The 14,118-nt window shown below is 66.1% G+C and carries 15 protein-coding genes; 6 read left to right on the forward strand and 9 right to left on the reverse strand.

The genetic code is table 11. The features are described from left to right. Window positions 1-23: 23 nt before the first annotated feature. From AU252_RS09090 to AU252_RS09100, 3 genes are all read right to left on the reverse strand, one after another. Window positions 24-887: an SGNH/GDSL hydrolase family protein gene (locus AU252_RS09090; RefSeq protein WP_058930431.1), complete on the reverse strand. Its 864-nt coding sequence runs from the start codon at window positions 885-887 to the stop codon at window positions 24-26. Beyond that, entirely contained in the window at window positions 884-1,702 is an 819-nt protein-coding gene (locus AU252_RS09095; RefSeq protein WP_058930432.1) for a GAF domain-containing protein, read from the reverse strand. The genes AU252_RS09090 and AU252_RS09095 overlap by 4 nt, the downstream gene beginning before the upstream one ends. A 123-nt stretch (window positions 1,703-1,825) precedes the next feature. After that, window positions 1,826-2,143, reverse strand: a complete 318-nt coding sequence (locus tag AU252_RS09100; protein ID WP_058930433.1) for a hypothetical protein — start codon at window positions 2,141-2,143, stop codon at window positions 1,826-1,828. A gap of 143 nt (window positions 2,144-2,286) precedes the next feature. On the opposite strand from AU252_RS09100, the gene AU252_RS09105 reads away from it, so the two are divergent. Together AU252_RS09105 and AU252_RS09110 are read left to right on the forward strand one after the other, a co-directional pair. Then, window positions 2,287-2,781 carry a DUF6328 family protein gene (locus AU252_RS09105; RefSeq protein WP_058930434.1) on the forward strand — a complete coding sequence of 165 codons (495 nt, stop codon included), beginning with the start codon at window positions 2,287-2,289 and terminating at the stop codon, window positions 2,779-2,781. 42 nt (window positions 2,782-2,823) lie between these two features. Continuing rightward, entirely contained in the window at window positions 2,824-3,486 is a 663-nt protein-coding gene (locus AU252_RS09110; protein ID WP_058930435.1) for a DUF6766 family protein, read from the forward strand. A gap of 76 nt (window positions 3,487-3,562) precedes the next feature. Here the strand turns inward: AU252_RS09110 and AU252_RS09115 are convergent, their stop codons facing one another. The 3 genes from AU252_RS09115 to AU252_RS09125 form a co-directional block, all read right to left on the reverse strand. Next, complete coding sequence (locus tag AU252_RS09115; RefSeq protein WP_058932852.1) at window positions 3,563-4,687, reverse strand: glycerate kinase; 1,125 nt, start codon at window positions 4,685-4,687, stop codon at window positions 3,563-3,565. A 72-nt stretch (window positions 4,688-4,759) separates the two neighbouring features. Further along, entirely contained in the window at window positions 4,760-5,563 is an 804-nt protein-coding gene (locus tag AU252_RS09120) for a class I SAM-dependent methyltransferase (RefSeq protein ID WP_058930436.1), read from the reverse strand. A 75-nt stretch (window positions 5,564-5,638) separates the two neighbouring features. Continuing rightward, complete coding sequence (locus AU252_RS09125) at window positions 5,639-6,025, reverse strand: STAS/SEC14 domain-containing protein (RefSeq protein ID WP_058930437.1); 387 nt, start codon at window positions 6,023-6,025, stop codon at window positions 5,639-5,641. 134 nt (window positions 6,026-6,159) lie between these two features. On the opposite strand from AU252_RS09125, the gene AU252_RS09130 reads away from it, so the two are divergent. From AU252_RS09130 to AU252_RS09140, 3 genes are all read left to right on the forward strand, one after another. Continuing rightward, the gene (locus AU252_RS09130) at window positions 6,160-7,785 is read left to right on the forward strand and encodes a sensor histidine kinase (protein WP_240484356.1); all 1,626 of its coding nucleotides are present in this window, start codon (window positions 6,160-6,162) and stop codon (window positions 7,783-7,785) included. A 20-nt stretch (window positions 7,786-7,805) separates the two neighbouring features. Continuing rightward, the gene (locus tag AU252_RS09135) at window positions 7,806-9,344 is read left to right on the forward strand and encodes a putative bifunctional diguanylate cyclase/phosphodiesterase (RefSeq protein WP_056347634.1); all 1,539 of its coding nucleotides are present in this window, start codon (window positions 7,806-7,808) and stop codon (window positions 9,342-9,344) included. Between the two features lie 270 nt (window positions 9,345-9,614). Next, entirely contained in the window at window positions 9,615-10,571 is a 957-nt protein-coding gene (locus AU252_RS09140) for an EAL domain-containing protein (RefSeq protein ID WP_240484357.1), read from the forward strand. Window positions 10,572-10,649: 78 nt separating this feature from the next. On the opposite strand, the gene AU252_RS09145 is transcribed toward AU252_RS09140, so the two are convergent. From AU252_RS09145 to AU252_RS09155, 3 genes are all read right to left on the reverse strand, one after another. Further along, window positions 10,650-11,456, reverse strand: coding sequence for a glycerophosphodiester phosphodiesterase (locus AU252_RS09145; RefSeq protein ID WP_058930440.1), 807 nt, complete (start codon window positions 11,454-11,456; stop codon window positions 10,650-10,652). Between the two features lie 27 nt (window positions 11,457-11,483). Continuing rightward, window positions 11,484-11,732, reverse strand: coding sequence for a hypothetical protein (locus AU252_RS09150; RefSeq protein ID WP_056347627.1), 249 nt, complete (start codon window positions 11,730-11,732; stop codon window positions 11,484-11,486). A gap of 102 nt (window positions 11,733-11,834) precedes the next feature. Further along, on the reverse strand, window positions 11,835-12,653 hold the full coding sequence (locus AU252_RS09155; protein ID WP_058930441.1) for a Cof-type HAD-IIB family hydrolase: 819 nt from the start codon (window positions 12,651-12,653) through the stop codon (window positions 11,835-11,837). A gap of 191 nt (window positions 12,654-12,844) precedes the next feature. Between AU252_RS09155 and AU252_RS09160 the strand changes: the two genes are divergently transcribed. After that, on the forward strand, window positions 12,845-14,053 hold the full coding sequence (locus tag AU252_RS09160) for an ABC transporter substrate-binding protein (RefSeq protein ID WP_058932853.1): 1,209 nt from the start codon (window positions 12,845-12,847) through the stop codon (window positions 14,051-14,053). Window positions 14,054-14,118 lie beyond the last annotated feature (65 nt).

Consider the following 14,118-nt stretch of genomic DNA (forward strand, 5'->3'; position numbering starts at 1 on the left):
CGCACCTGCGTCCGGCTGTTGCGTCAGGCCGCGTGACCGCCGCCGATGAATGGTCCGGACGGGGTTCCGATGCCGAAGACTGGCCGCGGCTCGGGACGCTTGGCGGTCAGCTCCCCGGCTGCGGGGTGCTTCAGTTGCCGGATCACCCACGGAACCAGGTATTCCCGTGCCCAGATGAGGTCCTCGGTCCTGGCTTCCTTCCAGCCGCGGGGCAGCGGCGGCTTGGGCGCCAGGGGCTCCAGCGTGTGCGGGACACCCAGGGCCTTCAGCACGGCCGCGGCGATGGTGTGGTGCCCCAGTGGTGAGAAGTGCAGCCGGTCCGGATCCCACATGCCCGGGTTCGACAGTTCGCGCAGGAACCACAGGTCAACCATGACCGCGTCATGGCGGGCCGCCACCGCGTGGAGGTTCTCATTGAAGATCGCCACTTTGCCGCGGATCTGGCTGAAGACTGGCGTCGCACCCCAATCCGGCCCGGCAAAGAGGACCACGGTGGCGCCGGACCTTGCCAGTTGTGCCACACCGTCGTCGATTTTTTCTGCGAGCCGGTCAGGATCGCTGCGCCGGAAAACAATGTCGTTACCGCCGGCGGAGAGCGTGACCAGATCAGGTTTCAGGGCGACCGCCGCGGCAAGCTGGTGGTCGAGGATCTGCTGTACCAGCAGGCCCCGGACGGCAAGGTTGGCGTAGGCGAAATCAGGCTGGTTCGCACTGAGCTCCTCGGCCACACGGTCCGCCCAGCCGCGAAAACCACCCTCGCTGCGCGGCTCGGGATCTCCGATGCCCTCGGTAAAGGAATCGCCCAGTGCCACGAAGCGGTGCCACGGGTGGGGCGCCGGTTCCACAGCGGTTTTCTTGGCTGCAATGTCCTGTTTCCAGACGTTCATGCCGTGCTCCCTGTTTTGTAGGGTCCCTCGCTGAGGGAGGAGGTTTCAATTCCAGCGAGTCCCCGGAAAGGGGCGTTTTCCTGGTCACGTCCGGCGGGGTCCGGGCGCGAGGCAGCCACAATATTCAAGGCGGTCTCACGAAGCCCCTGGCGGGTGTGCCGCGCGACGGTCCGGAGGTACTGCAGGGCCGCCTCATGGCCGAGTCCGTAATCGGATTTGAGGGTGCTCACTGCCAGGTCCATAAGCACCATGGAGCTTTGGGCTACGGCCAGTTGCGCGCCGGCTTCGGCCCGCTCCGCCACCCGCACCACCATCCACAGCGACCGGGCCACCTGCCGCGCATACCGGCGCGTCCTGATGATGTCCTCGCTGGTGAAGGCGTGGGGAGTGGAAGCGTAGAGGCTCAGTGCGGCGCTCCAACCGGCGGCGGCCGCAATCGGCATTGACAGCAGCGACCTGACGCCGTGGTCCGCGGCAGCACTGGCATAGCCCGGCCATCGCCGGTCGCGGGCGACGTCGGCCAGGTGCACAAAATTCCCCGTGCGCACGGCCTCAAGCACGGGTCCGTCTGCAAACGAGCACTGTTCTTCGTCTGCGGCGCGGGCCGCGGGAGTGCCGGCTGCGGCGGTTCGGGCCGATCCGGGGCGGAAGAAGGTGACAGCCCAGCTGATCCCGCGGGAATCGCCATCGATGTCGCGCATGAACTCGCGGGTAACCGCAGCAAGGAAGTCTTCAACATCCGTGCTGTCGAACACCACATCCTGGGGGTCGGGAAGCGATTCCCAGCCCGGCTCCCCCGGTGTCTCCGCGGCCATGTTCCACGCCTAGGTTCGAAACGCGTGGCCCACTGCAAAACCTGCTTCTAGGATACGTCCGGCGAAGGCCCCCAGGGCGTGGTCCAGCCACATAAAAACCGCAGTCCGGGCACAGAACAGTGCTTACCCGGCGTCGAAACTTTCGTCGCCGTCGTCGTTCGGTGATTTGTTCTTGGCGCGGTCGGTTCCGCTGCCGTCCGGCAGGCCGGCAGCATCCTGTCCCGATTCCGACGAGAAGGGTCCAGAACCCTGCGAATCGGCGTTGGCGTCGTTGATCTCCGCCTCCGCGGAGGGCACGTCGGCGTCGCGCGGGACGGGCGGTTCGCCCGGCTCGAACCCGGGATCATTGGTCTCCGCGCCGCCCAGCTCCTGTTCCGGCGTCGGCGTGCCGTAGCCGCCCACTTCCTCGTCCGGTTCCGTGCGCTGGTTGTCCTGACTCATGGTTCCTCCTTGTTGTGGATGTGAATCTGACGTGCCCTCATCATTTGAATCGGCAAATAATCAGTAAACTTATCAAACGTTGCCCTTGGCGCAACTTCAGCCTAGTTTTGGAGCACACGCCTAGCCCCGGAGCAAGGAGAAACATGTCGGATGGGGAGGACTTCACCGGCAGCACCGGCCGGAATGAAACCCGCGAGGAGCAGCTTGACCGGAACTGGGCTGAGTTGCTGCAGGAACTCCGGGTGCTGCAGACCGGGGTCCAGATCCTGGCCGGTTTTCTGCTGACGCTGCCGTTCCAGCAGCGGTTCGAGGACCTGGACGTTTTCCAGGTGGGCCTCTACCTCGTCAACGTGGTGATCGCGACGCTGACCACCGCCTTTATCCTGCTGCCCGTCAGCGTCCACCGCCGGCTCTTCCGCCAAAGGCTCAAGGAAACCCTGGTCTCCAGCGCAGACACCATTACCAAAATTGCCCTGGCCGGCGTGGGGATGCTCAGTGTCGGGACAGCCGCCCTGGTCTTCGACGTGACAGCGGGCCGCACCGCCGGCCTGACCGCCGGCGGAATCCTGCTGGCGGTCCTTCTGGTGCTGCTGGTCTACGTCCCGCTGCGGCTCAATAAACGCGCAGCCGAACAATAGCCAGGTCAGCAAGCTGCGGGGGATTCGTTCGAAGGAGTGCACATGCGCACGTGGGCCAAGGAACACGGGCTTCTGCTCGCCAACGCCGGACTTTTCCTGGCGTTTTTTGTTGGCATGATCCTCTCCGGAGCTGCCGCGTACAGCGAGGACCAGGCGGCCCACGGGCAGCCGGGAGTCACGGTTCTGGAGTACCTGTCTACGGGCAATTTTGTGGAGGCCACGTTTGAAAACTGGGAATCCGAGTTCCTGCAGATGGCCATGTACGTGATCCTGACCGTGTTCCTTTTCCAGAAGGGGTCCTCCGAATCCAAGCCCGTGGGCAAGGCTGCGCCGCAGGACCAGGATCCGCGCGATGCCACCATCAGCAAGGCCACGCCGTGGCCGGTGAAGCGCGGCGGCCTGGTGCTGAAGCTGTATGAGCACTCCCTGTCCATACTCCTGCTGCTGCTGTTTGTTGCCTCGTTCAGCCTGCACGCCGCCGGCGGAACGTCGGCCTACAACGAGGAGCAGCAAACCCACGGCCAGCCCACCGTCACCCTGTTCCAGTACTTGGCCACCAGCCGGTTCTGGTTCGAGTCCTTCCAGAACTGGCAAAGCGAATTCCTCGCCGTGGCGGTCCTGGTGGGCGCCTCCGTCTACCTCCGCGAAAAGGGCTCACCCGAGTCCAAGCCGGTGGCCGAGCCGCATTACGAGACCGGGGCCTGAGCGGCGCGCGCCCAGGCAGCCGCAGCCCAGGCAGTAAGCCCAGCGCCGCCGGGGGCGCTTGCCGCCGGGGCTGGCTTCAGGCGCCTTCCAGAACCTGGCTGGTAGCCCAGGCCACGTATTTTGCCGCGTTGGCGACGGCGTCTTCCGGGCTGGCCGCGACATCCAGCAGCTGCGCGGCGGCTACCACGCCGTGCGCCGCGAGGTCCTCGGGCGTCACCAGGATCCGCCCCGCCACCACGATCACCGGGATCCCGCGTTCCCGGGCTGCGTCGGCGAGCGCGATGGGGGCCTTGCCGGTCAGCGACTGCGAGTCCATGGAACCCTCGCCGGTGATCACCAGGTCGGCGTTGTCCAGCTGGCTTGCGAGGCCGGTGAGCCCGGCGACGAGCGCGAACCCGCCTTCCAGCCGGGCGTTGGTGAAGGCAAGGAACGACGCCGGGAAGCCGCCCGCCGCCCCGGCTCCCGGGATGTTGACGTCCCGGCCAGTGGCCTCCCGGAGTACGGACGCCCAGTTGCGGAGACCGGCGTCGAGCTGTTCCATTGCCTCGTCGTCGGCGCCCTTCTGGGCCCCGAAGACGTGGGCCGCGCCTGTGGGGCCATAGAGAGGGTTCTGGACGTCCACGGCGATCCTGAACGAGGCGGCGGACAGGCGCGGGTCCAGTCCGGTGGTGTCGAGGGCTGCAACGTCGGCGAGTGATCCGCCGCCCAGCGGAACAACGTTGCCGGCGGCGTCCAGCGGCTTGAGTCCCAGCGCACGCAGGGCGCCGCTGCCGCCGTCGGTCATGGCCGATCCGCCCAGGCCCAGCACAATCTCGGTGGCTCCAGCGTCGAGGGCCGCGGCGATCAGCTGTCCGCAGCCGTAGCTGTGGGCCCGCAGGGCGTTGGCGGGGGTGGGCTCCATCTCGGCCAGGCCGGAGGCCTGCGCCGTCTCGATGACGGCGGTAGCACCGTCGTCGGCGTTCTTCCGGATGGCCCAGGCGGCGCCCACGGGGGCGAGGATGGGACCCACGACGGCGTTGAGCCGCTCCTCGTAGCCGGCCGAAACGGCAGCCTCCAGGGTTCCTTCACCGCCGTCGGCGATGGGAAACTGGTTGGCGACGGCGTCCGGGTAGACGCGCAGCGCACCTTCGGCGATGGCGGCGGCGGCCTCCGCGGCGGTGAGCGAGCCCTTGAACTTGTCCGGAGCGATGAGAATGCGCATGCCGTCCATCATGCCAGCCGCGTCCGGGAAAGCGCTTGCCCAATCCGACATGCGGACAGCACGGGACGCCCCCTACCGGCCGGCGTCGGGATCCTTAGCCTTGAGCACCGCAAAGTAACCCGGTATGCGGCTGTTCCCCCCGGCGTCCATCAGCGGGTTGGTCTCGATGGTCGCGGCCCCGTCCTCCACCAGCGTCCACCGGTCCCTGGGCATCACACGGGCGAGCTCCTGCGGTCCGAAGTGGCCCGGCATGGGCAGTGTCCGGATCGCGAGCTCCAGCGGGGCCGGGATGCTCCGCAGCGACGCACCCAGATGCGCGACGTACTCCACCGGGTTGCCCTGGAAGTTAGTCTCCGCCAGGAAGACTGTGCCGCGGGCGCCCACGAGCTGCCTCAGATTTTCCATCAGCGCGGCCTGGTCGGCCGGGGTCAGGACGTGCAGCACACCGCGGACAAAGACGTTGGCATCCGTTGATCCCACCAGCCCGGAAGCCGCCCCTGGCTCGGTCATGTCACGCGCCAGGTAGCTGACACCCTCAACGCCCGCCGATTCGTCACGGGCACGGGCCACCGCGTTCGCAGAGACGTCAACACCCAGGACCTGGGGTGAAAACGCTGTCAGCGCGCGGCTGAAGGCGCCGTGCCCGCACCCCACATCCACCACGGGAAGGCTGGGATCGAAGTGCCGCTGCAGGACGTCCCGGTAGCCCAGCAGCTCATGATCCGTGCCGGAGTCCCACAGCACGTCACTCCGGGCGCCCGTCCTGGCGATTCCGGCCCAATACCTGTCCCAGGCCATGGTCCTGTTTTTCGGAGCCGACCAGGACAGCCTGATCAGTTTGGGCAGGATCAAGTACTTCCGCAAGGCGGCGAGCACCGGTTTCGCTGGGGAGGACACCGTACAAATATAGGACGTCAAACAGGCTGCGGCGGTTTGGCCGGGCTGGTCCGTTCAGGCGGTGGCCGCGGGCTCCTTCAGCAGCCAGGCCATGGCGTCGTCGCGGGACGTAAAGAACCGGGTGGGGCAGGGCAGTTTGTTGATGCCCAGGATGAAGTTGGCCAGTACTTTGTCCACGGGCGACGCCCCCAGCAGCGCAATGCGGGAAGCCTGGCAGGGGCGGCCAAAAACGGCACGGGCTCCCCGGCTGACCTGGGCCGTGGTGGCCATATCCACCAGCATGGGATGGCGGCGGGCCCCGCACAGGTCGTTCACGTTTTGCATGGCGGCCTGGGCGTCGGATTCCGCGATGGACACGCCCCGCGGCCACTTCAGCTGGATAACACCCTGTTCATCCAGCGTCAGGTCCGCCTTGGCTGCTTCTTCAGGCTGACTTGTCACGATTACCCTCCGCGCATTCTTATAGGAACAGGTGTGCTCCGTCACCCTACAATGTACTCAGTCAGGAGCAAGCAGGTGCTCACTCAGGAGCGAAGGGGGCAGGTTTGCCAGCGGTCACACCACATTTCGCAACCGTGCCATACCTGGCTGTCGTTGCGGACCCCGACGCCGGGCGCCGGGAATTCACCACGGCGGCCCTGGAGGCGGCGGGCTTCACGGTCAAAACTGGCGGCGACGCGGCCAGTCTGTCGGCGCTTCTGGACGAGCGCGAGCCCTCCGTCCTGATCCTGGACAGTTCACTCTCCGACGTCGACGCGACCGCCCCTGTGCTGGTCCTCGTGGATCTCGACAGTCCGGCAGAGGTCAAGTCAGTGGAGCATGCCGGCGTACGGGACTCCATCGCCAAGCCGCCTGCTGCCAAGGAACTCGTCCACCGCGCCACAGCCCTGATCAACCTGGTCTCCCGCCGGAATGAAGCGCGGCAGGAAGCGGAGACGCTCCGCGAAAGGCTGCGGCAGGTATCCGCGGCGGTCCGCGGAACCAACCATCCGCAACAGATCGCCGACTTTGTGGTCAGGGGGTTCGGCGAGACGTTCGGCGCGGACCGCGTCTGGCTGACCACATTCGACGACGACAGGGTGCCACCCATCACCGCCCAGTGGCAGCGGCCCGGCCTGGCTCCGCTGCCCGAAGGATTGTTCACGGACGAAGACCCGGTGCGCAGGACGGCTGACGCACTGTGGTCGCGGGCTGAGGCACTGACGGCGGACGGAGCGTTCGCACCGCTGGGCACCGGCGACGTCCAACTGCCGGCCGAACTCGCGAAACTGCGCGCCGCCGCATTCGTGGCCGTCCCGATGGGGGACGGCAGCACGTCCCTGGGAATTATTTGGATCGCCCTGCTTAACTCGCCCAGGGAATGGTCGCGGGCCGAGCTGGCACTGATCCAGCACGTGGCCGGCAATACCGCCCACGGCCTGATCCAAAGCCACCTGATCACCAGCCAGCAGCAGGTGGTCAAGCAGCTCCAGCAGCTGGACAAAGCCAAAACCGACTTCCTGGCCACCGTCAACCATGAGCTCCGCACGCCGCTGACATCGATCATGGCGTACCTGGACATGATCCAGGAGAATACGTCCGATCCCGTGTCCAGCGAGGTCCACCAGATGCTGGACATCGTGGTCAGGAACACGGAACGGCTGCGGTTGCTGATCGAAGACATGCTGAGCGTTTCCCGCAACGGGCATGAACAAAGCCCGCTGCACCTGACCCCTGTCCGGCTGGCTCGGACTCTGGAGATCGTCACCGCTGCGCTCAGGCCGCTCGCGAAAGTGCAGAACGTCGCCATTGTGATGGCTCAAGCCTCGGAGGATCAGGAAATCCTTGCCGATGAGGTTCAGCTGCAGCAGGTTTTCACGAATCTGGTCTCCAATGCCATCAAGTTCACCCCAGGCGGCGGACAGATCGATGTCGTCAGCCTGACGCGGGCAGATGCAGACGGCACCCGCTGGGCGACGGTCAGCGTCTCGGACAGCGGGATAGGGATCTCCAGCGACGAGATAGCCCACATCTTCACCCGCTTCTACCGCGCCTCGAACGCGATGTCCGGGGCGGTTCCGGGCACCGGACTTGGGCTCGCCATCACGCAGGACATCGTCCAACGCCACGGCGGCCGCATTGACGTAACCTCGGAGCTGGGCGTTGGCACCACTGTCACCGTGAACCTCCGCCTTGGAGCCCACGCGTCCCACGGAACCTGAACCCGGAAAGGAGGCACCAGATGTTCGCTGACGATGACCCCAGGCTCTCCCAGCTGCTCGATGGCATCGTCAGGCTCGCCTCCGGAGACCTCCAGTCGCGGATAGAAGTATCGCCGGCCCGGGACGAGCTCGACGCCATCATCATGGGCACCAACCTCCTGGCCGAGGACCTTCAGATCATCTACGAAGAGCTTGAGCAGCGCGTTGAGGTCCGCACACAGCTGCTGCACGAAGCCCACCGCGAAATGCAGATGATGGCCATGCAGGATCCCCTCACCGGCCTCGCGAACCGCTCAGCGCTTCTGTCCGCGCTGAAGTCCGCCCAGGACCACGACGGCGATCCCCTCAGCCAGCCCGTCATCCTCCTCCTTGACCTTGACGCCTTCAAATCCATCAACGACACCCTCGGCCACACTGCCGGCGATCAGGTCCTGATCACCGTGGCGCAACGCATCCGCAGCGCCGTCCGTACCAGCGACGTGGTTGCCCGGCTGGGCGGGGACGAGTTCGCCATCGTTATGCCGGCCACGGGCGCCGACCAGGCCGCCGTCGTAGGCCAGCGCATCCTGGCCGCCATCAAAGAACCCATTGACCTGCCTGACCGGACCGTCCGCTGCGGGGCGAGCGTAGGACTCAGCGTCGGGGCGGCCGGGCGGAGGGCCGAGGACCTGCTGATGGAGGCCGATGTGGCCATGTACGCCTCCAAAGCCGAGGGCCAGAACCGGCTCCACGTCTTCGAACCCGGGCTCCTGCTCATCCGGAGGCTCCGCAGCCAACTCCTTGAGGATCTCCGGGCCGCCATCAAGGGCAACGGCCTGGTGCTGCACTACCAGCCCGTGGTTGAACTGGGCACCGGGCGCATTGAAGGGGTGGAAGCCCTGATCCGCTGGGACCACCCCACCCGCGGGCGCATCATGCCGGACGAGTTCATCCCGCTGGCAGAAGATGCCGGCCTGATCTCCGAATTGGGCCTGTGGGTGCTAAACACGGCTGTAGGCCAGCTACGCACCTGGATTGATGCCGACCTGGTGGACAGCCGGTTTTCCGTCCGGATCAACATCTCCGCGACGGATCTGCAGAGCCTGCAGTTCATCGAGGACGTCCGCGCCGTGCTCAAGGAGACAGGCGTCCGTCCCGAGCAGGTTGTCCTGGAGCTGACCGAAGCGGCCATCGTCAGGGGCAACGACCTGGACCGGTATTCCCTGGGCGGGCTGCGCGGGCTGGGGGTCGGGATCGAGATCGACGACTTCGGTACCGGATACTCCTCCATCAGCTACCTGCGCCGGCTCCCCGTGGACCGGGTCAAAGTGGACCGGTCCCTGATCGAGGGCCTGGGCACAGACCCCAGCCAGCCGGCACTGGTGGCTGCAGTCCTGCAGCTGGTGCGCGCCTGCGGGCTCGAAGCCGTGTGGGAAGGCGTGGAAACGGCGGAACAGGCCGAGCACCTCCGGAACCTCGGGTGCCTCAGCGCACAGGGCTATTTCTTCAGCAAACCCGTCCCGCCCGAACGGATTCCTGCGCTGCTGGCCGAAACTTCTTCCGAAAGTAATAGAGGTTGATCGATTAGGGGCTGCGCTTTTGGATCATCCCGATATACCATCAAGTTGCGGTATCCGATTCTTCGAGGCCAGGAAGATCGGCATTAATCAGAAGTAGCGCATTCCGAAGGCAACTGGAAATTTGAAAATAAAGGGGCCAAGGAGCCATTACTTCGTCAACTGGGGGCGTTGCTAATGACGGTTCGCGTACAAGCTTGGGGAGTTATTGCGGCGGTTTTGGCGGATTCCGATCCTGCCGGCGCGGCAATACGTCAGCGCCTTAGCAACCGCTTGGGGGAAAACCCCGGCATGCCGGAACGGGCCCTGCTGGAATATCTTCTGGAACGCCGGCAACAGGACACCACAGACGCGGATACGCCCGACACCGCGCGCTTCCCGCAGCCTCCCAGCGCCATGCCGCCACAGGTGGCCGAGCAGCTGGATTCCCTGCGCAGCCTGTCGCGGATCAGCTCGCTACTGGAAAACCAGATGCTGATGACCGCGTTCCAGCCCATCTACGGCCTCGAGTCCAAGGCCGTTGTGGGCGTAGAGGCGTTGTCGCGCTTTGTCAGCGACGACGGCGCCAGCGCGGAACTCTGGTTCGCCGAGGCGGCCGCCGTTGGATTGGGCGCCAACCTGGAATTCTCGGCACTCGCGTCCGCAGCCGCCGCAGCCGCAAAACTCCCCCCGCACGTCTATGTCGCCCTGAACATCTCCCCCACGTCATGTCTGGATCCCCGGCTGCCCGAATTGTTCGACCACATCGAGCTGCCAATAGACCGCATTGTGCTCGAATTGACGGACGGAATTCCGGACGAGGAATACTCGCATTTCGTTTCCGCAATTACGCCGCTCCGGGAACGCGGGCTGCGCATTGCAATCGATGATTCACACCCCGGCGCGGGCGCCCTCAGCCGGATGCTCCATCTGCGGCCCGACTTCATCAAGCTGGGCAGGAACGTGATCAGCGGCGTGGACACGGATACGTCCCAGCACGCCCTGGCCGCTTGCCTGGTGGACTTCGCGGAGCAGATCGGCAGTATTCTGGTGGCCGAAGGTGTTGAAACCGCCGAGGAACTGATGGTCCTCACCGAGTTGGGCTTCAGCGCCGGCCAGGGCTACCTGCTGGGCCGGCCCTCGGTGCAGCCTAAGGATTGGGCGGCATGGAATACGCCGCTTGACCCCGACGGGCTCCGCCGCCTCGCCGCCGCAGCCGATCACGCCCACGGTCCCGGCGGCGCTGACTGACGGGGACCGCGCGGCGGCACAGCGGGTACCGGCACGTTCGAAAACGGTACCCTCGACAACGACACGCTCCAACCCGGGTCAGCTGCCCTGCCACTCGCCTCGCTCCTGCAGGACCTGCTTCAGCAGATCCGCGCGGTCCGTCACGATCCCGTCCACGCCCAGGTCAAGCAACCGGTGCATCTCGGCAGGGTTGTTGATGGTCCACACGTGGACCACGAGGCCCAGGGCGTGCGCCCGCCGGACATAGGCAGGCGTCACCACGCGGATGGCCCCGTACCGGACCGGAACCTGCAGCGCCTGGACATCCCGCAACGGGCCCCGCAGCACATAGCGCAGCCACGCGGCCGGAAGTACCGGGCCCAGCAGGACGAACAGCGCGTTCGTCACCATCCCTGCCGACGACGCCACCGGACGGCTCAGCAGCTTCAGCACCGCCCGGCGTCGGCGGTCCGAAAAACTTGCCACCAGGACACGGTCATGTGCGGCGTGCCGTTCGATGCCGGCGGCCAGGCTTTGCACGGAGTTCCAGTCTTTGACGTCCAGGTTCAGCCGGGCGGCCGGGAAGGCCATCAGCAGGTCATCGAAGAGCGGCACGGGCTCGCGCCCGCCGATCCGCGCGGTGGAAACCTCGGCGGCGGTTAGCTCGGAAATCCGGCCACGGCCGTCAGTGACCCGGTCCAGGGTGTCGTCGTGGAAGAGCAGCAGCACGCCGTCGGAGGTGGTGTGCACATCCGTCTCGAGGTACTCATAGCCAAGTTGGGCGGCGGCCCGGAAGGCGGCCATCGAGTTCTCCAGCCCCTCCCGCGAGAATCCACGGTGGGCCATGGCGATGGGATGCGAAGGACGGGCAGCACCGCCGGAAGCATCAAAAAACGGCTCAGTCACGCTTGTGAGCGTACCGGAGCCCCTGGGCTAAGCGTCCTGCGGCACAATCTCCACGCCGTCACTACAGTGCAGCAGCGTGCGGCCATGGCCGTCGTCGAGATCCACCCACACAGCGGTGTGGTCCCACGTGATGGCGTCCACGAACCCGCTCGTTTCGTATCCCGGGGCGCGGCGGACGCGCACGCGGTCGCCCTCTTTCAGTGCCTTCCAGTGCGCAGCCGGCTCTGCCGGGCGCAGCGGCGCTTCGGCCGCGCGTTGATTGCCGTTCCTTGCCATGACTTCCCCTTTAGCCGCGGATGTGTATCCGTAGCCCACGGTAGGTGGCAAACGTGAACGGAAGGTGAGCGGAAGCTGTGAATTCCGGCTATGGCGCCGGGATCAGGACAGCTCTACCCCCAGCGCAGCGAGCCTGGCCTCGAGGATCTGGGCAACGCCGTCGTCGTCAAAGTGGGGTGCCTGCTGCCCGGCGGCGCTGATGGCGTCCGGATGGCCGCTGGCCATGGCGTACCCGTGGCCTGCCCAGCGCAGCATCTCGACGTCGTTGGGCATGTCCCCGAACGCCACGACGTCTGCCGCGTCAATGGACAGGGAGTTGGCGTATTCGGCCAGGGTGACGGCCTTGTTGACGCCGGGGAGGGACAGTTCCAGCATCGCCACGGTGGGCGCGGAGTGCGTGGCGGACGCCAGATGGGCGACGGCGGGCCGCACCGCGGCCAGGAAGTCGTCCGCGGTGCCATCCCTGACAATCGCCAGGAACTTCACGACGGCGTCGTCCGGGGTGAGCGTTTCGGCCAGCGGGGCGGGGGTAAATTCGGCCAGCAGCTCGCTGGAACCGTTCTCGATGAAACCGGGCTCGAGATGGAATCCGCTCAGCGTTTCCGCGGCGAAGAGAGCGGCCGGGCGCAGTTCCTTGATGATCCGCCGCAGTTCCAGCACAGCGTCCATGCCCAGCGTCCGGGCGGAAACCAGCCGGTCCGCTTCGAGGTCCCACACCACGGCGCCGTTGGAGCAGATGACCGTGCCGGTGTGGCCAAGCTGTTCCTCCAGCGGGTGGAGCCAGCGCGGCGGGCGGCCGGTGACAAAAACGAGCTCAATGCCAGCGTCCCGGCAGGCATGGAAGGCCCGGACTGTGCGGTCGCTGATCTTTCCGTCGTGCCCAAGAATCGTTCCGTCAATATCACTTGCTACCAGCCGCATCCTGCCAGTCTACGTGGAGCGGCGGGCTTCCCGGGCCGTGAAGCCTCCTCCCTGGGGCTGGCCTCTTGGAGTCGCCCGACGACGTTTTTTGACGCCGCGCTACGTTCTGTTGAGCCTGCACGTCGTTGCGTGAACGTCCGTGTCCGGTGCCGTTGTGGGGCGTGGGGGCCGTCCGTAACCTCATCTTCAACATGTCCGCAAGCAAAGGAAATACCGTGACAACTCCCCCGGATAACACTCCGCAAAACCAACCGGCCGCCACCCGCATCGTGGCCGGCCAGGCTTCCGCTCCGAAGCGTCCGCTGGGCCTGAAGATCGGCATCGTGGCCGGCATTCTGGCGCTGGTCGGCGGCGGCGTGGCCGTGGCCTCGGCCGTCTCCGGCAACAACGCCGCCACCTCCGCAGCGACCTCTGCCGCACCGGCCGGCAACCCGGCAGCAGAGCTCAAACTCGGCTACTTCGGCAACGTAACGCACGCACCCGCACTGGTGGGTGTCAGCCAGGGCCACATCGCCAAAGAACTGGGCGATACCAAGCTCAGCACACAGGTCTTCAACGCCGGGCCAGCCGCGATCGAAGCCCTGAACGCCGGCGCCATCGACGCCACCTACATCGGCCCGAACCCGGCCATCAACTCGTTCGTCAAGAGCGGCGGGGAGTCCATCAGCATCATTGCCGGCGCGGCCGCAGGTGGTGCGCAGCTGGTGGTCAAGCCGGAAATCACCTCCGCCGCGGACCTGAAGGGCAAGACGCTCGCCTCGCCGCAGCTCGGCGGCACGCAGGACGTGGCGCTCCGCGCCTGGCTGGGCTCGCAGGGCTACAAAACCAACGTTGACGGCAGCGGTGATGTGGCCATCAACCCCACCGAAAACGCCCAGACGCTGAAACTGTTCCAGGACGGAAAGCTCGACGGCGCGTGGCTGCCTGAGCCCTGGGCCTCCCGCCTGGTGCTGACGGCCGGGGCCAAGGTCCTGGTGGACGAAAAGGACCTCTGGGACGGCTCACTCTCCGGCAAGGCCGGCGAGTTCCCCACCACCATCCTGATTGTGAACAAGAAGTTCGCCGCCGAGCACCCGGACACCGTAAAGGCGCTCCTTAAAGGCCACGCCAAGTCCGTTGACTGGCTGAACAGCGCGGCTGCCGCCGAGAAGGCCAGCGTCATCAACGCTGCCCTCAAGGAAGCGGCCGGCGCCGAACTGAAGGCCGACGTGATCGAGCGGTCCCTGAAGAACATCGTCTTCACGGTGGATCCGCTCGCCGGAACCTACCCCAAGCTGCTCAAGGACGGCGTGGAAGCCGGTACCACCAAGCAGGCGGACATCAACGGCATCTTTGACCTGACGGCCCTGAACGAGGTGACCGGGCAGAAGACGTCAGCCGCCGGACTCGGCAAGGAATAGCCCGCGTTCAACCCGCCCGCTTGCCTGCAACTTCTCCGGATTACAGACAGTGGGCGGGTTTTTCG

This window comes from Pseudarthrobacter sulfonivorans (assembly GCF_001484605.1).
GTDB classification, from domain to species: Bacteria; Actinomycetota; Actinomycetes; order Actinomycetales; family Micrococcaceae; genus Arthrobacter; species Arthrobacter sulfonivorans_A.